Origin of the sequence: Belnapia arida (genome assembly GCF_016773205.1) — a bacterium.
Classification (GTDB): Bacteria; Pseudomonadota; Alphaproteobacteria; order Acetobacterales; family Acetobacteraceae; genus Belnapia; species Belnapia arida.
The window spans coordinates 327,992-344,494 of sequence record NZ_JAETWB010000002.1; the positions used below are offsets into that span (position 1 = coordinate 327,992).

The window sequence follows — 16,503 nt, forward strand, 5'->3', positions numbered from 1 at the left end:
CACAGGGGGCAGGCGGATGCGCCGCCGCAACGGGTTTCGGGGAGAACGGCCATGGACGATGGGCACAAGGGCAGCCTGCCTCCCATTTCGCTGGCGGATGTGCGCACCGCGCGAGTGACGCCGGAGGAGGCGCTGGCGCTGCATGCCGAAGGGCGGCCCGGCAAGCTGGAGATCCGCCTCACCAAGCCGCTGATCACGGCGCGCGACCTCAGCCTGGCCTACAGCCCGGGCGTGGCAGAGCCCTGCCTGCACATCCACCGCGACCCGGCGCTGGCCTACGACTACACCTCGAAGGGCAATTTCGTCGCCGTCGTCTCCAACGGCACGGCGGTGCTGGGCCTCGGCAATCTCGGCGCGCTGGCCTCGAAGCCGGTGATGGAAGGCAAGGTCGCGCTCTTCAAGCGCTTCGCCGATGTGGACGGCATCGACCTCTGCGTCGATACCGAGGAGGTGGATGCCTTCGTCGACGCCGTGAAGCATCTCGGCCCCTCCTTCGGCGGGATCAACCTCGAGGACATCAAGGCGCCGGAATGCTTCGTCATCGAGCAGCGGCTGCGCGAGGTGATGGACATCCCTGTCTTCCATGACGACCAGCACGGCACCGCCATCGTCGCCGCCGCCGGCCTGCTGAACGCCGTCCACCTGACGGGGCGGGAGCTGCGCGACATCACCATCGTCATCAACGGCGCCGGCGCGGCGGCGATCGCCTGTGCCGAGCTGATGAAGGCGATGGGCGTCACGCCGCGCAACGTCATCCTCTGCGACACCAAAGGCGTGGTCTATCGCGGCCGCACGGAAGGCATGAACCAGTGGAAGTCGGCCCATGCGGTCGAGACCCCGAAGCGTACCCTGGCCCAGGCGATGGAGGGGGCAGACTGCTTCTTCGGCCTCTCGGTCAAGGGCGCGGTGACGCCCGAGATGCTGCGCAGCATGGCCGACAAGCCGATCGTCTTCGCCATGGCGAACCCGGACCCGGAGATCACGCCGGAGGAGGCGAAGGCGGTGCGGCCAGACTGCATCATCGCCACGGGCCGCAGCGACTATCCAAACCAGGTGAACAATGTCCTCGGCTTCCCCTTCATCTTCCGCGGCGCGCTGGATGTGCGGGCGAGCACCATCAACGATTCGATGAAGGTCGCCGCCGCGCAGGCGCTGGCGATGCTGGCGCGGGAGGACGTGCCGGAGGAGGTGAACACCGCCGGCGGCGGCCCAGGCAAGTCGCTGCGCTTCGGGCCGGACTACATCATCCCCAACGCATTCGACCCGCGGCTGATCTCGCGCGTGCCGGTCGCCGTCGCCCGTGCGGCGATGGAGAGCGGCGTGGCGCGGAAGCCGCTCACCGACCTCACGCGCTATGCCCGCACGCTGGCCGGGCGGCTGGATGCGACGGCGAATGCGATGGAGCTCATCACCGAGCGGGTGCGCGCCAATCCGCGCACCGTCGTCTTCGCCGAGGGCGAGGAGGAGAAGGTGGTGCGCGCCGCGCTCGCCTTCCACAACGCCGGCTACGGCACGCCGGTGCTGGTGGGGCGGGAGGACCGCATTGCCGCCGTGCTGCGGACGCTCGGCGTGCAGCTGCCGCCCGGCATCACCATCCGCAACGCGCGGAACTCCGACAGCAACCGGCGCTACGCCGAGTTCCTCTATGCGCGGCGGCAGCGCGAGGGCTTCCTGTTCCGCGACTGCCAGCGCCTCGTCAACCAGGACCGCAACGTCTTCGCCGCCTGCATGCTGGCGCTCGGCGATGCGGATGCCGTGGTGACGGGGGTAACGCGGAGCTATGCGGTGGCGTTGGAGGGCATCTCGGCCGCCATCGACCCGGCGCCGGGGGAGGTCACCTTCGGCCTGACGCTGATGCTGGCACGCGTCTCGGGCACCGTCTTCGTCGCCGACACCGCGATCAACGAGCGGCCGGACGCGGCGACGCTGGCCGAGATCGCGGTGCAGTCGGCGGCTGCCGCGCGGCGGCTTGGGCATGAGCCGCGCGTCGCCTTCCTCTCCTTCTCGACCTTCGGCGACCCGAAGGGGCATATCCCGGGGAGTCTCCGCGAAGCGGTGCGGCTGCTCGACGAGCGGAAGGTCGACTTCGAGTATGATGGCGAGATGGCGGCCGACGTGGCGCTCGACCCGGTGCTGCGCGCGCATCTCTATCCCTTCTGCCGCCTGACGGGCCCGGCCAATGTGCTGGTGATGCCGGGGCTGCACGCCGCGCATATCCTCACCAAGGCTGTCCCCCGCCTGACCAGCGCCACGACCATCGGCCCGCTGCTGATGGGCATGTCGCGCCCGGTGCAGATCGTGCCGATGGATGCGAGCGTCACCCAGCTGCTCGACATGGCCTGCCTCGCCGCCCATGCCGCGATCAACCGGTGACGCTCTTCACCATCGGCTATGAGGAGACGGTGCCGGCGCGGCTGATCGAGACGCTGCGCGGCGCCGGCATCACCACCCTGGTCGATGTGCGGGCGCTGGCGAACAGCCGAAAGCCGGGCTTCGCCAAGACCGCGCTCTCCGCCGCGCTGGCGGAGGCGGGCATCGGCTACCGGCATGTGAAGGCGCTCGGCACCCCGGCCGAGGGGCGGGCGGCGGTACGCGCCGGGCGGCCGGGGGAGATGCGGCGGATCTTCGGCGCGCATCTGGCGGGCGTGGAGGCGCAGGCGGCGCTGGCCGCGCTGGCGGACCAGGCAGGACGTGAAACGGTCTGCCTGCTATGCCTGGAAGCCGATCCGGCCCGTTGTCACCGGGCCCTGGTCGCGGAGGCGGTCGCCGCCACGGCCGGGGTGTCCGTCACGCATCTCTATTCGGCCTGAAGAAGGACCCACCGATGTCGCTCTGCCTCGTCCTGCATGACCTCGGCGCCGCCCCGGCCTCGGCCGAGAAGGTGTTCTTCGAGGCAATCTTCGAGATCGCGCCGGAGCACTGGCCGATCACGCCACGGGCGGTGCTGGTCGCCACCGGCGTCTCCCCCGCCTATCTCCGCGACCACCTGCTACGGGCGCTGAAGAAGGAGGATGCGCCGGATGTCGTGCTGACCATCACCCGCGTCCCGGTGGATGCGGCCTGGCACAACCTCTCGCCCGAAGGCGAAGCCTGGCTGCGCGACATGCTGGAGGAGTAAGGGCCCCCGCTTACGCCCGGCCCCGCATGTATCGCCGCTCCGGCCGGTAGGTGAGCCAATGACGGAGACGGGTGAACAAGGTCTGGAACATGACCGATGATCCGGCGAGCTTGTGTTCAGCGAGGGGCGATGGGGTTCACCTATCGTAAGGAAACGGGTCCATCGCTGAAGACACAATCACACGAATGTGTTTCGCGTTCCTTTCCTGAGGCGCGGTTGTGACCTTTTGGGACGGCTTCGAGACGAAGCTCAGCCGAGTGCGGCTGCGATCCTAGCCGCCAGCCGCGCGGCCACTTCCGCCTTCGCCATCTCCGGCCAGTCCTCGACGCCCGAATCGGTGACGAGGTGGATGCGGTTGGCATCGCCGCCCATGACATCGCCGGAGACATCGTTGGCGAGGATCCAATCGCAGCCCTTCCGCGCCCGCTTGGCGATGGCGTGCTCCACCACCTGCTCGGTCTCGGCGGCGAAGCCGATGACGAGGCTGGGCCGGCGGGCATGGCGGGAGATGGTGGCCAGGATGTCGGGATTCAGCGCCATGGTGAGGGAGGGAGCCTCGGCCCCAGGTTCCTTCTTCAGCTTCTGCGTCGCCTCCCGCGCCACGCGCCAGTCGGCGACGGCGGCGGCCATGACCGCGATGTCGGCGGGCAGGGCGGCCTCGCAGGCGGCGAGCATCTCGCGGGCGGTCTCGACATGCAGCGTCGTGACGCCGGGCGGGTCGGGCAGCGTCACCGGCCCGGCGACGAGGGTGACGCGGGCGCCGAGCCTGGCCAGTGCCGCCGCGATCGCATGGCCCTGCTTGCCGCTGCTGCGGTTGGCGATGTAGCGGACCGGGTCGATCGGCTCATGCGTCGGGCCGGAGGTGACGAGGGCGTGGCGACCGGCGAGCGGCCCGGCCTCCGGTGCCAGGATCGCCTCCATGGCGGCGTGGATCTCGGCCGGCTCGGCAAGGCGGCCGGGGCCGCTCTCGGGCTCGGCCATGGCGCCCACCCCCGGGCCGACGACGCGGACGCCTCGGCCCGTCAGCGCCGCCATGTTGGCGCGGGTCGCCGGGTGCTCCCACATCGCCGTGTTCATGGCCGGCGCCACCAGCACCGGGGCACGGGTCGCCAGCAGGATCGTGCCCGCCAGGTCGTCGGCCAGGCCCTGCGCCATCCTCGCCAGCATGTTGGCCGAGGCGGGGGCGACAACGACGAGGTCGGGCAGGCGGGCGAGGCGGATATGGCCGATCTCCGCCTCCGCCGCCCAGAGGTCGTCATGCACGCGCTGCCCGGTGATGCCGGCCAGCGCCTCCCGCGTCACGAAGCGCGCCCCGCCCGCGGTCAGCACGCCGGTGACGGCGGCGCCGGACTTGCGCAGCAGGCGCGTCAGCTCCAGCACCTTGTAGGCGCTGATGCTGCCGGAGACGATCAGCAGGATCCGGCGGTCGGCGAGGCGCATGTCAGACAGGACGCTCGCCCTTGATGGTGACGCGGTTGCCGTAGCGGCGGTGCGGCCAGTAGTCCCACATCGCCCGGTGCTGGGCGCAGCGGTTGTCCCAGAAAGCGACGGAGTTGGGCCGCCAGCGGAAGCGGCACTGGAACAGCGGGTTTTCCATATGCTCGTAGAGATAGCGGAGGATGCCGTCGCTTTCGTCGCGGGGGATGCCCAGGATGCGGGCGGTGAAGCCGCGATTCACGTAGAGCGCCTTCTTGCCCGTCACCGGATGGGTGCGGATGACCGGGTGTTCCGCCCGCGGATAGCTCGCCTTGTCGGCCACGCCGTCCTTGGCGAACATGCCGCGATAGACCGGCTCACCGTCATGCAGGGCGGTGAGGCCCTCGAGATAGGCCTTCATCCGATCCGACAGCGCGTCATAGGCGGCATACATGCTGGCGAAGAGCGTGTCGCCGCCATTGGGCGGGCATTCCTTGATGTAGAGGATGGAGCCCAGCGGCGGCTCCTCGTCGCAGGAGACGTCGGAATGCCAGCCCTCGCCATTGGCGCGGACGGAATTGGCATCGGCCTTGATGACCATCAGCTCCGGGTGGCTCGGCTCGTGCGGCGCGGCGGGATGGAGGTGTAGCGGGCCGAATTGCCGGCCGAAATCGAGGTGCTGCTCCTGCGTCATCGTCTGCTCGCGGAAGAAGATGACGAGGTGTTCCGCGAGCGCCCGCTTGATCTCCTCCATCTGGCGCGGGGCGATGGGGCGGCCGAGATCGACGCCTTCGATCTCGGCGCCGATCACGGGCGTCAACCGGTCGAGGCGGATGGTTTCGTAGGGCTCGCCCGCATTGCTGAGATGGCGGATGCGGGGGCCGTCCAGGGCGTTGAGGGCCATGTTCTCGTTCCTTGGCGGGCCGTGTGGCCGGGGAGGCTAGCCCCCCGCGCTGCCGCCCGCCAAGTCCCGGCTAGTCCTTGGCCGCCGCCTGGCGGATCGCGGCGGCCAGCGCCTCCGGCTGGAAGGGTTTTGCCAGGAAGATCTCTCGCCGCTGCATCCGGCCGCGCATCTCCTCGGACGGCGCGCCGCTGATCAGGATGACGCCGACCTCCGGGTGCCTGGCCCGCGCCACCTCGGCCAGGTCGAAGCCGCTCAGCCCGCCGCCGAGGCGGATATCGGTCACCAGTACGTCCGGCACCTGGCCGGCCCCCAGCAGGATCAGCGCGTCCTCGGCATTGGCGAGGCCCTGCACGTCGATACCGTCCTCGGCCAACCGGTCGGAAAGTACCATGCGCAACAGCGCATCATCCTCGATCAGCAGAACCCGCATCGCCTCCGTCCTGTACAATAGTCCAGCCGCATGACAACGGTTGAGCGGCCCCGGGGATCAGCCAGGCCACAACGGGCCGGTTCATTCCGTCCGTTCAGAGCATGCATGGCGCTCCGGCGGCGTTTCGTCCTGTCACGAAAAGGAGGGTGGATGACGGCGGGTAAGGCTTGGCTCGGGGCGTCGCTCGCCGCGCTGGCGGGGGCGGCGGTGGTGCTGGCGGTCTTCGGCCTCGGCCCGCTCAATCCGCATAACCAGGGCTGGCTGCTGGCCGGGCCGCTGGGGCCCGACCCAGTGCAGCTCTGGCTGGGCTGGAGCTACTTCCGCGCGGCGCCTTGGCTGCTGCCGCCGGGTGCCAATCCGGATTACGGGATGGAACTCGGCACGGCGATCTATTTCGCCGATGCCATCCCGCTGCTCGCCCTGGTGCTGAAGGCGCTGCGGGGAGTGGTGGAGGTACCGCAATATGTCGGGCCCTGGCTGCTGGCCTGCGGGATCTTGCAGGGAGTGCTCGGCTGGCGGCTGGTCGGCCTTGCCACGCGGAACATGCTGGCGCGGGTCTGCGGCGCGGGGCTGCTGGCCTTGCAGCCGATGCTGATCAACCGGATGGCAGGACATACCCCGCTCGCCGGGCAATGGCTGCTGCTCGCGGCGCTGCTGCTGGCGCTGGGGCGAGGGCAGGGGGCGTGGCACGCCCTGCGCTGGGCGGCGCTGCTGGCGGTGACGGCGCTGATCCACTCCTATCTCATCGCCATGGCGATGCCGCTCTGGGCGGCGGACTGGCTGCGGCGGGCCTGGCTGGCGCGCGGCCGCGTGCTGGTCGCCGAGGCGGCGGGCGTGCCGCTGGCGGTGGCGGGGGCGCTCTGGACGGGCGGCTTCTTCCTGCTGCGCGGCGGCTACGACAGCGGGCCGGGAAGCGGGGCCGGCGGCTACGGCACCTGGAATTTCGACCTGCTGGCCTATGCCGATGGCGGGCTCTGGTCCGGCCTGCTGCCGGACCTGCCCGACCCTGGCCATTGGGAGGCGGGGAGCAGCTATCTCGGCCTCGGCGGGTTGCTGCTGCTGGCGGCGGGGCTGGCAGCGCTGCTGCGCCGGCCCGTGGGGCTGCCGCGTCGGCTCTGGCCGCTGGCCGCGGCGCTGCTGGCGCTGCTTGCTTTCGCCATCACCCCGCATGTGACGGTGGGCGGCACGGGAGGGGTGCTCTTCGCCCTGCCCGACCGGGCGATGGCCGTTGCCGGGATGCTGCGCAACGCGGAGCGGATGGTCTGGCCGCTCTCCTATGCATTGATGCTCGGCGCCATCGCCCTGGTGGCGCGGGCCTGGGGCGGCCGGCGCACGGGCTGGCTGCTGCTCGGCCTGCTGGCGCTGCAATGGGTGGATCTGCAGCCGGGGCTGGAGCGGCGGCATTCCTTTGTCGCCGGGGCGCCGGCGGGGGTCCCGCCGCGGCTCTTCGACCCGTTCTGGGCCGAGGCGGCGGGTGCCTATGCGCAGGTGAGGGCGGTGCCGGCCGTCAATATGGGCGAGGGCTGGGAGTCCATCGCCCGCTTCGCCGCGCAGGGGGGGATGCCGACGGATTCCGTCTACATGGCCCGGGTGGACGAGGGCCGGGCCGCGGCGCTGCGCGCCAAGGTGGCGGAGATCCTCCGCTCCGGCGCCTATGAGCCGGGGACGCTCTACATCCTGCGCGATGCGGAGAGCCTGGCGCTGGCCGAGGCCTCGCACGACCCGGCGCGGGATGCGATCCTCACTGCGGATGGCTACCGGGTGCTGGCGCCCGGCTGGCGGGCGAGGCCGCTCGCCAGGCGCTGAAGCGCGGGGAGGATGGACATGGACGTGAAGGGGATTGCGGCGCTTGTCACCGGCGGCGGCTCCGGCCTCGGCGCGGCGACGGCCGAGGCGCTGGCCGCGGCCGGCGCCCACGTCGTGGTGATGGACCTGAAGCAGGAGGCGGCAGAGGCGGTCGCCGCCCGTATCGGCGGGGTGGCCGCGGCCGGCGACGTGGCCGATGAGGCGGCGATGGCAGCGGCGGTGGAGGCTGCCGCGGCGCTCGGGCCGCTGCGCCTTGCCGTGAGCTGCGCAGGCATCGCCCCGGCGGCGCGGGTCTCCGGGCGGCAGGGGCCGCATCCGCTCGGCCTGTTCGAGCAAGTGGTGCGGGTGAACCTCACCGGCACCTTCAACCTGCTGCGCCTGGCCTCGGCGCGGATGGCCTCGCTCGATCCGCTGCCGACGGGGGAGCGCGGCCTCGTCGTCAACACCGCCTCGATCGCTGCCTATGAGGGGCAGATCGGCCAGTGCGCCTATGCGGCGAGCAAGGCGGGGGTCGTCGGCCTTACCCTGCCGGCGGCGCGGGAACTGGCGCGCTTCGGCATCCGGGTGATGACCATCGCGCCGGGGCTGATCGAGACGCCGATGCTGGCGGGCATGCCAGAGGAGGCGCGGGAGGCGCTGGGGCGGCTGCCGCTCTTCCCCAACCGGCTGGGCCGGCCTGAGGAGGTGGCGGCGCTGGTTCTCGCCATCGCCGCCAACCCGCTGCTGAACGGCGAGACGATCCGGCTGGACGGGGCGCTGCGGCTGACCCCGTCGTAGTCAGCCGCCTCGGATCAAGCCCTGGCGCTGTAGGCCGGGGCAGGGATGTGCTGGAGCGGCGGCAGGGTCGAGCCTGGGCGGCGCCAGGCCGGTGCCTCGGCATTGTCGCGCCATTGCGGGGCGCCGAAGCTGTTCTCGGCGCAACCGGGCAAGGCGGCAGCCAGCAGAAAGGCCAGGACCCAATAGCGCATGGCAGCATCCCTGTCAGAGCATTGCAGCCACCCTGACATACCAGCCGGCCGGCTGTCGCTCCCGATTCGTCGCACGAAGTTTTTTCCGGACCGTAACGCACGGCTGGCGGAACCAAATCGGGCGCGCCGCGTAGGGACGCCGCTTCATGGCCGAAGGAGGACCCGATGCGCCAAGCCGTCCTGTTGATCCTAGCCGCCGTCAGCCTTGCCGGCTGCCTCAGCTTCAGCAGCAGCAACCCGAACCCGCCGCCGGCCGGCACGGTAGTCGTGCCCAGCCGCTACTAGGGTGGCCTCCGTTCGCACCGGCTTGCGGACCTCGCCGTAGCGCGTGGCCTGCTAGCGCACATCCTCCGACCGGAGGATGCCATTCCGATCGGAGCTTGCTCCGAGCACCTCGGCCGCTTGGCGGGCCCAGGCCATGGCCTGCCCGGCGAAGACCACGCCGGCGGGATCGATCGGCAGTCCCGCCGCGGCCAGGGCATGGGCGGTCCAGGTGTTGCAGGTATAGCCGGCCGAATAGATGATCGGCGACGCGAGGAAGACGCTGCCGGGATAGGGTCCCTCCGCCAGGGCCTGCCACCGGCCGCCGGGCAGTCTCCGGCCCTGGTCGAGACTGCCCGCCAGGTATTCCTGCAAGCGCTTCATTTGCCCCGCGGTGAGAGGGAGGCGGACGATATGGTCGGGTCCGAAGGCCGCTTCCGGCGGGGCGGCGAGGGCGGTGAGGAGGATGGCCCCGGCCCCCGGCAGCAGGGCCCGCAGCAGTGCGAGCGGCGACCGGTCCCGGTCGAGCAGCCAGCGCCGGTCGCCGAAGCCGAAGACCATAGTCGTCATGCCTGGAAAGTCCGCCGCCAGTGCAGCCAGGGCGGGGTGCAGCGGCGCCGGGCCGACCGGCAGTGCAATGTCGGTATGCCAGTCACGCTCGACGACGGCGATGCCGGCGACGCGCGGGCCTGGATCGGGCAGCGGCAGTGCGGCGCAGCCGGCAAGCGGAAGGCCCAGCAGCAGGGCGCGCCGGCCGATGCCGCCTGAACCCGCCCCGGCAGCGCCCAGACCGGCGCAGCCGACCGACCTCGCCTGGTGCCTGCCGCTGCTGCTCGCCGTCATCCTGTCCGCCGTGGCGACCATGCCTTACTGGTCGGCCGATGGCGCAACCCAGGGCGTCGGCTGGTACTGTGCGGCCATGCTGCTGGCAAGCCTCGGCCTCGTCGGCACGGCAGCGGTCATGGCGCGGCGGATGCGTCAGCTCGGCGCGGAGCTGGAGGCCGGCTCGGCGGCGCTGGCGGCAAGCGAGGCGCATCTGCGCCGGGCGCAACGCATCGGCCGGGTCGGCGGCTTCGAGATCGACCTGCGCTCCGACGTCAACCTCCGCTCCGGCGAGTACATGACCGTCCAGGGGCTGCCCGGCGAGGCGCGGATCGAGCGACACGCCGATTGGGTGGCGCGGCTCCACCCGGAGGACCGGGAGCGGGCGGAGCGGCGCTTCCTCGAGGCCGTGGCCGATGGTACCGGCATCACCGACTACGCGCAGGAATACCGCATCCGCGCCCCCGACGGCGAGGTGCGCTGGATCGCCGCCCGCGCCGAGATCGAGCGCGATGCCGCCGGCCGTGCGCTGCGCATGATCGGTGCGCATGTCGACGTCACCGCGCTGAAGCAGGCCGAGGCGGCGCGGCGGGCGAGCGAGGAGCGGCTGCACCTGGCGCAGGAGGCCGCGGGGATCGGCCTCTGGGAGCGGGACTTGGTGACGGGCGAGGCCATCTGGTCCGCGGAGCAATACGGGCTGACCGGCTTCGACCCGGCGGCCGGGCCGCCGGGACGTGAGGCCTTCGAGGCACGCATCCTCGCCGAGGACCGGCTGCATGCGATTGCGCCGCCCAGCGCGCCGGATGGCGGCTTCCGCCGGGAGTTCCGCATCCGCCATGCGGGCGACGGCAGCACCCGCAGCATCCTGGCCCTCGGCCGGGTGTTCCGCGACGCGGCGGGGCGACCGGTGCGGATAATCGGCGTCAACCTCGACATCACCGACAGGGTCCGCGCGGAGGAGCGCCAGGCGCTGCTGACGCGGGAGCTGGACCACCGGGCTAAGAATGCCCTGGCCGTGGTGCAGGCGGCGCTGCGGCTGACGGCGCGGGAGGATCCGGAGGCCTTCGCCCGCAGCGTCGAGGGCCGTGTCGCCGCGCTGACGCGGGCGCATACGCTGCTGGCCGAAGGCGGCTGGACCGGGGCCGAGCTACGCGTCCTGCTGCAGGGCGAGCTGGCGCCTTTCCTCGCCGGACCGGAGCAGATGCGGCTGGAGGGGCCGCCGGTGACGCTGGCGCCGGTGGCGGCGCAGCCCATCGCCATGGCGGTGCACGAGTTGGCAACGAATGCGATGAAATACGGCGCGCTCTCCACCGCTGCCGGCCGGGTGCGGCTGGGCTGGAGCGAGGAAGGCGATTGGCTGACCATCGACTGGGCGGAGGAGGGGGGCCCTGCCCCGGCCGGCATCCCGGCGCGGCGCGGCTTCGGCACGCGGGTGATCGAGGCGACGCTCGCCGGCCAGCTGGGCGGCGCGGTGGAACGGGACTGGCCGCCGGGCGGGATGCAATGCCGCATCCGCCTGCCGGCCGCCCGGGTCATCGCCCGGTCGCGCCCGACGGCGGAGGCGCCGCAGCTGACCTTCGAGGGGTTGGAGGATTGACCCCCGGGGTTACCGCGCGGCGCTGACCCGCCAGATGCGGTTGCCGACGTCATCGGCCACCAGCAGCCCGCCCTGGCGGTCGATGGCGACGCCGACCGGGCGGCCGAGCGCATGGCCGTCGGCGTCGAGGAAGCCGGTCAGCACATCGACCGGAGGGCCGTTCGGCTTGCCGTCAGCAAAGGGCACGAAGACCACCTTGTAGCCGCTCGGCGGCCGGCGGTTCCAGGAGCCATGCTGGCCAATGAAGGCGCCTTCGCGGAAGGGCGGCGGCAGGCGGCTGCCGGTGGCGAAGGCGAGGCCGAGCGAGGCGGTGTGCGGCCCGAGCGCGTAGTCCGGCACGATGGCACGGGCGACGAGGTCCGGCCGCGGCGGCTGCACCCGGTCATCCACATGCTGGCCGTAATAGCTGTAGGGCCAGCCGTAGAAGCCGCCCTCCTGCACCGAGGTCATGTAGTCCGGCACCAGGTCGCTGCCGATTTCGTCCCGCTCGTTGACCGTGGTCCAGAGCCGCCCCGATTCCGGCTCCCAGGCCATGCCGACCGGGTTGCGGAGGCCGGAGGCGAAGACGCGGCGCCCGCCGGTGCGGATGTCGACCTCGAGGATGGCGGCGCGGTCCGTCTCCGCCTCCATCCCGCGCTCGGCGACGTTGCTGTTGGAGCCGATGCTGGCATAGAGCTTCGTGCCATTGGCGCTGGCGACGATGTTCTTGGTCCAATGGTGATTGATCGGCCCGCCGGGGAGCGGGGCCAGCACCTCGCCGGGCGTGGCGATGCGCGTCTCGCCCGTGCGGTAGGGGAAGCGCACCACCGCATTAGCATTGGCGACGAAGAGATCTTCGCCCACCAGCGCCATGCCGAAGGGCGAGGTCAGCCCCTCCAGGAAAACCGTACGCGTCTCCGCCACGCCGTCGCCATCGGCATCCCGCAGCAGGGTGATGCGGTTGGCGCTCGGCACCCCGGCGCCGGCACGCGCCATCACCTGGCGCATCACCCAGCCGCGGATGCCGCCGCTGCCCTCCGGCTTGGGCGGGGCGTTGCTCTCGGCAACCAGCACGTCGCCGTTCGGCAGGAGGTAGAGCCAGCGCGGATGGTCGAGCCCGGCGGCGAAGGACTGGACCCGCAGGCCCTCGGCCGGCGCGGGTGCGGCGCCTTCGGGCCAGCCGCGGGCAGGGGCGATGTTGACGGTCGGGATCCAGCTCGACCGCGGCGCGGGCAGTTGCGGATTCGGGCCCGTGCCGGCGCCGACCGGCAGGCTCGCCTCCTCGCCGCAGCCGGCGAGGGCAAGGAGGAGGAAGGCGAGGAATGATGCGCGCATGGGGGCGGAACGTCGCCCTCGCTGCCGGGGTTCCCGCTGCCGGCATTCCACCAGGGCGCGAATTCGTCTAGACTGAGGACCTGTGGCCCAGTTCGTCGTCCTTTCCGATCCGACCTTTGCCCAGGATGTGCCCGGCTTCCTGCGGGTGGACGAGTTCCCCTACCTGCATGTCCAGACGGCGACGGCGACGCAGTTCGTCGCCACCACCATGGTGCCGAACCCGTACCCCTATCCCGGCGGGCCGGCGGAGGTGGAGGTCTCGCTTCAGTTCAAGGGCACGGGCCTGACCTTCGACGGCGCGGTCCCGACCGGCGGCACCATTACCGAGATCCTGCGCGTGCAGGCCGGCATGAGCGACGCCTTCCTCTTCATCGACCGCATCGCCGTCTCCGGCGCGGCGCTCGGCGCGCTGATCCGGGCGCGGGACGAGGCGGGCGTGGCGGCGCTGGTGCTCGCCGAGCACGACACCGTCACCACCTCCTTCCATGGCGATCTCGTCAGCGGCTATGCCGGCGACGACACCATCCGCAGCCGCGAGGGGAATGACATCGTCCTTGGCGGCGAGGGACGGGATTCGGTCGAGGCCGGGACGGGCGACGACCTGGTCTTCGGCCAGGCAGGGGACGACACCCTGCTCGGCGAGGCGGGCAAGGACAGGCTCGATGGCGGCGACGGCAGCGACGTCGCCTATGGCGGCGTGGAGGATGACGCCATCCTCGGCGGGCTCGGCGACGATACGCTCTTCGGCGAGGCGGGGCATGACCACCTGCTGGGCGAGGCCGGGGATGACAGCCTGCTGGGCGGCGTCGATGGCGATGTGCTGGAGGGCGGCGCCGGCCGCGACTTCCTCTTCGCCGATGCGGGAGATGACAGCCTGCTAGGTGGGGCGGGGGCGGATACCCTGTTCGGCGATACCGGCGCGGATACGCTCGAGGGCGGTGCCGAGGGCGATACGCTGCATGGCGGCACCGATGGCGACCTCCTGCGCGACGCCGAGGGCAGCAACCTGCTGTTCGGCGAGGAAGGGCAGGACCCGCTGATCGCCGGCGCCGGGCAGGATACGCTGGATGGCGGCGCCAACCCGGACGTGATGAAGGGCGGCGCCGGCGACGATGTCTATTACGCCGACGACGCTGTGGACCAGGTGGCCGAGCGCGCGGGCGAGGGCATCGACGAGGTGCGCGCCTCGGCCAGCTTCACCCTACCCGGCGAGGTGGAGCGGCTGACGCAGGTGCCGAAGACGGGCAACAGCGTCGGCACCGGCAATGCGCTGGCCAACATCGTCACCGGGAACGAGGGCGAGAACCTGCTGATCGGCGCCGGCCGGGGTGACACCATCAGCGGCGGCGCCGGCAAGGATGCGCTGCAGGGCGATGACGGGAATGACAGCCTCGGCGGCGGTGAGGGCAACGACTCGTTCGAAGGCGGCGCCGGGCTGGACCGGCTGCTCGGCGAGACCGGCCAGGACAGCCTGTGGGGCGGCGGCGGGAGTGACGTGCTGGTCGGCGGCGATGCCGAGGACATGCTCGATGGCGGCGCCGGTGCGGATGTGCTGATCGGCGGGGCTGGCGACGATACCTATGTGATCGACATCGCGGCGGATCGCGTGATGGAGGCGCCGTGCGCCGGGCGGGACGTGGTGCTGATCGCCATTGCCGGCGGCGGGGCGGCGATGCCAGCCCATGCCGAGGTCATGGTGCTGCTGGCCGGCAGCGCCTTCGGTCGTGGCGGGGCGAGGGCGGATATCCTCGTCGGCAATGCCGGGGCGAACTGGCTCATGGGCGGTGCGGGGGATGACACGCTGGACGGGGCCGGGGGCAATGACGTGCTGTTCGGCGAGGCGGAAGCGGACGTGTTCAGGTCGGCCCCGGCAGCGGCCGCGACCTGATCGGCGACTTCGTGCCGGGGATAGACCGGCTGCAGCTCACCGGCTTCGGCAGCTTCGAGGCGGTGCAGGCGGCGATGCGCGACGGGCCCGGCGGCGTCAGCATCCTCCTCGACGAGTCGGACGATGCCGTGGTGCTGCGCGGGGTCGCCGCGGCGAGCCTCGCCGCGGCGGATGTCATCCTGGCCTAAGCGCTCTTCTGCGCCAGGTGCGGGAACATCGCCAGCCTTGCCGCCTCGTCCATCTCCGCCTTGAAGGCGTGCCGGTCCTTCAGCGCCAGGGCGCGGCCGGCGGCGGGGCGGGCGTTGATCTCCTCCAGGTGGCGCTTCACGTTCGGCAGGGTGGCGAAGGCGTCCTCGCCGAGGACGAAAGGCACCAGGCGCGACCAGCCCCAGACGGCCATGTCGACGATGCCGTAGTCCGCGCCGAGCATGAAGCGGCGATCGGCAAGGCGGGCGTCGAGGATGCCCCAATGACGCCTGGCCTCGAAGACGTAGCGGCTGACCGCATACTCCTTCGGCTCCGGCGCGAAGCGAGAGAAGTGGACGGCTTGGCCGGAATAGGGGCCGATGCCGCTGGCGACGAACATCAGCCAGGAGAGCATCTGTCCGCGCTCGGCCGCTGGCGGCAGGAACTGCCCTGTCTTCTCGGCGAGGTAGAGCAGGATGGCGTTGCTGTCGAACACCACCTGGTCTCCATCGACGATGGCGGGGACCTTGGCATTCGGGTTGATCGTCAGGAAGTCGGGACCGTGCTGCTCGCCCTTGCGGGTGTCGACCGGCACCGGCTCATAGTCCAGGCCCATCTCCTCGAGGCCGAGGGCGACCTTGGTCGGGTTCGGGGCGAGGTTGTAGTAAAAGCGGATCACGGCCTTATCCTCCCTGTGACTGCGGGAGGATAAGGCGCGCCCCCTTGCGCCGAGGCAAGGGGGCGTGACCTCAGGCCTTGGCCGCCTTGCGCTTCGCCTTCTTCATGCCGGCCAGCGCCGCATCCTTCAGCGAGGGGCTGGCCTTGAAACGGACGGTCGCACCGGCCTTCACCGCCACCTTCTCGCCGGTGCGGGGGTTGAGCGCGGTGCGCTTCGCCGTCTCGCGCACGATGAAGGCGCCAAAATCGGGGATGGTGAACCGGCCGGTTTCGACGATCTCCCCCTTGATGGCGGCGATGATGTCGCTCGCCAGGGCATTGGCCTGGATGGTCGGCATCTCGGTTGACTTGACGATGACGTCGGTCAGGAACTTCTTCGACACGCACTGCACTCCTTTCGATTCGCCGGGAGATAGCGCGATCCGCGCCGTTTGTCAGGCATAACCTTGCATGGAGGGGACGCTTGCGGGGCGCCCCCGGCTCTGGAAGATTTCGCCCTGCACCGAGGGAATTGCCATGAAGCTCGCCTATTCGCCCGCCAGCCCCTATGTCCGCAAGGTCGTGGCCTGTGCCATTGCCCGCGGGCTGGACAGCCGTATCGAGCGCTGGAAAGTCCCGACCACGGACCCGGCCCTTTGGCCAGCGAACCCGCTTTCCAAGGTGCCCGCGCTCGTCACCGGGGAGGGGATGGCGCTCTACGACAGCCCGGTCATCTGCGAATTCCTCGACAGCATCGGCGATGCGCCGAAGCTCTTCCCCGAGGCCGGGCCGGCGCGCTGGGTGGCGCTGCGGCAGCAGGCGCTCGGCGACGGCATCATGGATGCGAGCCAGCCGCGCCGACGCGAGATCGCCCTGCCGCAGGACCAGGGGCGGCAGGAGTACATCGCGTTGCAACAGGGCAAGGTCGCCCGCGCACTGGACGTGCTGGAGGCGGAAGCCGATTCTCTCGGCCAGCTCACGACGATCGGCGAGATCACCATCGGCTGCGCGCTCGGCTATCTCGACTTCCGCTTCCCGCACGAGCCCTGGCGGCCGGGCCACCCGAAGCTGGAGGCCTGGTACGCCAAGGCCGTGGCGCTGCCCCCGCTGGCGCAGACCATGCCAGTCGGCTAGGT

The 16,503-nt window shown here is 71.3% G+C and carries 17 protein-coding genes; 9 read left to right on the forward strand and 8 right to left on the reverse strand.

Annotated features, from left to right (window positions below):
- Positions 1 to 51: 51 nt before the first annotated feature.
- Genes JMJ56_RS08565 through JMJ56_RS08575 form a run of 3 tightly spaced genes read left to right on the forward strand, consistent with a single transcriptional unit; the run spans position 52 to position 3,118 of the window.
- Entirely contained in the window at positions 52 to 2,373 is a 2,322-nt protein-coding gene (locus JMJ56_RS08565; protein WP_202831204.1) for an NADP-dependent malic enzyme, read from the forward strand.
- The gene (locus JMJ56_RS08570; RefSeq protein ID WP_202831205.1) at positions 2,370 to 2,810 is read left to right on the forward strand and encodes a DUF488 domain-containing protein; all 441 of its coding nucleotides are present in this window, start codon (positions 2,370 to 2,372) and stop codon (positions 2,808 to 2,810) included. Before JMJ56_RS08565 ends, JMJ56_RS08570 begins: the two co-directional genes overlap by 4 nt.
- A gap of 14 nt (positions 2,811 to 2,824) precedes the next feature.
- The gene (locus JMJ56_RS08575; protein ID WP_202831206.1) at positions 2,825 to 3,118 is read left to right on the forward strand and encodes a hypothetical protein; all 294 of its coding nucleotides are present in this window, start codon (positions 2,825 to 2,827) and stop codon (positions 3,116 to 3,118) included.
- 249 nt (positions 3,119 to 3,367) lie between these two features.
- Here the strand turns inward: JMJ56_RS08575 and coaBC are convergent, their stop codons facing one another.
- From coaBC to JMJ56_RS08590, 3 genes are all read right to left on the reverse strand, one after another.
- Positions 3,368 to 4,558, reverse strand: a complete 1,191-nt coding sequence (gene coaBC / locus JMJ56_RS08580) for a bifunctional phosphopantothenoylcysteine decarboxylase/phosphopantothenate--cysteine ligase CoaBC (RefSeq protein ID WP_202831207.1) — start codon at positions 4,556 to 4,558, stop codon at positions 3,368 to 3,370.
- 1 nt (position 4,559) lies between these two features.
- Complete coding sequence (locus JMJ56_RS08585; protein WP_202831208.1) at positions 4,560 to 5,438, reverse strand: TauD/TfdA dioxygenase family protein; 879 nt, start codon at positions 5,436 to 5,438, stop codon at positions 4,560 to 4,562.
- Between the two features lie 70 nt (positions 5,439 to 5,508).
- Positions 5,509 to 5,868: a response regulator gene (locus JMJ56_RS08590; protein WP_202831209.1), complete on the reverse strand. Its 360-nt coding sequence runs from the start codon at positions 5,866 to 5,868 to the stop codon at positions 5,509 to 5,511.
- Between the two features lie 150 nt (positions 5,869 to 6,018).
- Here JMJ56_RS08590 and JMJ56_RS08595 point away from each other — a divergent pair, with 150 nt between their 5' ends.
- Both JMJ56_RS08595 and JMJ56_RS08600 read left to right on the forward strand, forming a co-directional pair.
- Positions 6,019 to 7,674: a DUF6311 domain-containing protein gene (locus JMJ56_RS08595; protein ID WP_202831210.1), complete on the forward strand. Its 1,656-nt coding sequence runs from the start codon at positions 6,019 to 6,021 to the stop codon at positions 7,672 to 7,674.
- A gap of 18 nt (positions 7,675 to 7,692) precedes the next feature.
- Positions 7,693 to 8,451, forward strand: coding sequence for an SDR family NAD(P)-dependent oxidoreductase (locus JMJ56_RS08600; protein ID WP_202831211.1), 759 nt, complete (start codon positions 7,693 to 7,695; stop codon positions 8,449 to 8,451).
- Positions 8,452 to 8,465: 14 nt separating this feature from the next.
- Here JMJ56_RS08600 and JMJ56_RS08605 read toward each other — a convergent pair whose 3' ends face one another.
- Positions 8,466 to 8,642, reverse strand: coding sequence for a hypothetical protein (locus tag JMJ56_RS08605; protein WP_202831212.1), 177 nt, complete (start codon positions 8,640 to 8,642; stop codon positions 8,466 to 8,468).
- 336 nt (positions 8,643 to 8,978) lie between these two features.
- On the reverse strand, positions 8,979 to 9,746 hold the full coding sequence (locus JMJ56_RS08610; protein ID WP_202831213.1) for a DUF2459 domain-containing protein: 768 nt from the start codon (positions 9,744 to 9,746) through the stop codon (positions 8,979 to 8,981).
- Between JMJ56_RS08610 and JMJ56_RS08615 the strand changes: the two genes are divergently transcribed.
- Positions 9,661 to 11,322: a PAS domain-containing protein gene (locus JMJ56_RS08615; protein ID WP_202831214.1), complete on the forward strand. Its 1,662-nt coding sequence runs from the start codon at positions 9,661 to 9,663 to the stop codon at positions 11,320 to 11,322. The genes JMJ56_RS08610 and JMJ56_RS08615 overlap by 86 nt on opposite strands.
- A 9-nt stretch (positions 11,323 to 11,331) precedes the next feature.
- Here the strand turns inward: JMJ56_RS08615 and JMJ56_RS08620 are convergent, their stop codons facing one another.
- Positions 11,332 to 12,636 (reverse strand): PQQ-dependent sugar dehydrogenase, encoded by a 1,305-nt coding sequence (locus JMJ56_RS08620; RefSeq protein WP_202831215.1) that lies wholly within the window; start codon positions 12,634 to 12,636, stop codon positions 11,332 to 11,334.
- A gap of 82 nt (positions 12,637 to 12,718) precedes the next feature.
- Here JMJ56_RS08620 and JMJ56_RS08625 point away from each other — a divergent pair, with 82 nt between their 5' ends.
- A complete protein-coding gene (locus JMJ56_RS08625; protein WP_202831216.1) occupies positions 12,719 to 14,524 on the forward strand; it encodes a calcium-binding protein in 1,806 nt (601 codons plus the stop codon).
- Positions 14,525 to 14,535: 11 nt separating this feature from the next.
- Positions 14,536 to 14,712: an HU family DNA-binding protein gene (locus tag JMJ56_RS08630; RefSeq protein WP_202831217.1), complete on the forward strand. Its 177-nt coding sequence runs from the start codon at positions 14,536 to 14,538 to the stop codon at positions 14,710 to 14,712.
- On the opposite strand, the gene JMJ56_RS08635 is transcribed toward JMJ56_RS08630, so the two are convergent.
- Both JMJ56_RS08635 and JMJ56_RS08640 read right to left on the reverse strand, forming a co-directional pair.
- A complete protein-coding gene (locus JMJ56_RS08635) occupies positions 14,709 to 15,389 on the reverse strand; it encodes a glutathione S-transferase family protein (RefSeq protein ID WP_202831218.1) in 681 nt (226 codons plus the stop codon). The genes JMJ56_RS08630 and JMJ56_RS08635 overlap by 4 nt on opposite strands.
- A 70-nt stretch (positions 15,390 to 15,459) precedes the next feature.
- Positions 15,460 to 15,771, reverse strand: a complete 312-nt coding sequence (locus JMJ56_RS08640) for an HU family DNA-binding protein (RefSeq protein WP_202831219.1) — start codon at positions 15,769 to 15,771, stop codon at positions 15,460 to 15,462.
- A 67-nt stretch (positions 15,772 to 15,838) separates the two neighbouring features.
- Between JMJ56_RS08640 and JMJ56_RS08645 the strand changes: the two genes are divergently transcribed.
- Complete coding sequence (locus JMJ56_RS08645) at positions 15,839 to 16,501, forward strand: glutathione S-transferase family protein (protein ID WP_328702318.1); 663 nt, start codon at positions 15,839 to 15,841, stop codon at positions 16,499 to 16,501.
- Positions 16,502 to 16,503: the final 2 nt, after the last annotated feature.

Coding starts and splice junctions, on each gene's coding strand:
- JMJ56_RS08620 (WP_202831215.1), bottom strand. CDS start 12,636: ATGCGCGCATCATTCCTCGCCTTCCTCCTCCTTGCCCTCGCCGGCTGC.
- JMJ56_RS08615 (WP_202831214.1), top strand. CDS start 9,661: ATGCCGCCTGAACCCGCCCCGGCAGCGCCCAGACCGGCGCAGCCGACC.
- JMJ56_RS08610 (WP_202831213.1), bottom strand. CDS start 9,746: ATGACGGCGAGCAGCAGCGGCAGGCACCAGGCGAGGTCGGTCGGCTGC.
- JMJ56_RS08575 (WP_202831206.1), top strand. CDS start 2,825: ATGTCGCTCTGCCTCGTCCTGCATGACCTCGGCGCCGCCCCGGCCTCG.
- JMJ56_RS08565 (WP_202831204.1), top strand. CDS start 52: ATGGACGATGGGCACAAGGGCAGCCTGCCTCCCATTTCGCTGGCGGAT.
- JMJ56_RS08590 (WP_202831209.1), bottom strand. CDS start 5,868: ATGCGGGTTCTGCTGATCGAGGATGATGCGCTGTTGCGCATGGTACTT.
- JMJ56_RS08605 (WP_202831212.1), bottom strand. CDS start 8,642: ATGCGCTATTGGGTCCTGGCCTTTCTGCTGGCTGCCGCCTTGCCCGGT.
- JMJ56_RS08585 (WP_202831208.1), bottom strand. CDS start 5,438: ATGGCCCTCAACGCCCTGGACGGCCCCCGCATCCGCCATCTCAGCAAT.
- JMJ56_RS08645 (WP_328702318.1), top strand. CDS start 15,839: ATGGAGGGGACGCTTGCGGGGCGCCCCCGGCTCTGGAAGATTTCGCCC.
- coaBC (WP_202831207.1), bottom strand. CDS start 4,558: ATGCGCCTCGCCGACCGCCGGATCCTGCTGATCGTCTCCGGCAGCATC.
- JMJ56_RS08595 (WP_202831210.1), top strand. CDS start 6,019: ATGACGGCGGGTAAGGCTTGGCTCGGGGCGTCGCTCGCCGCGCTGGCG.
- JMJ56_RS08600 (WP_202831211.1), top strand. CDS start 7,693: ATGGACGTGAAGGGGATTGCGGCGCTTGTCACCGGCGGCGGCTCCGGC.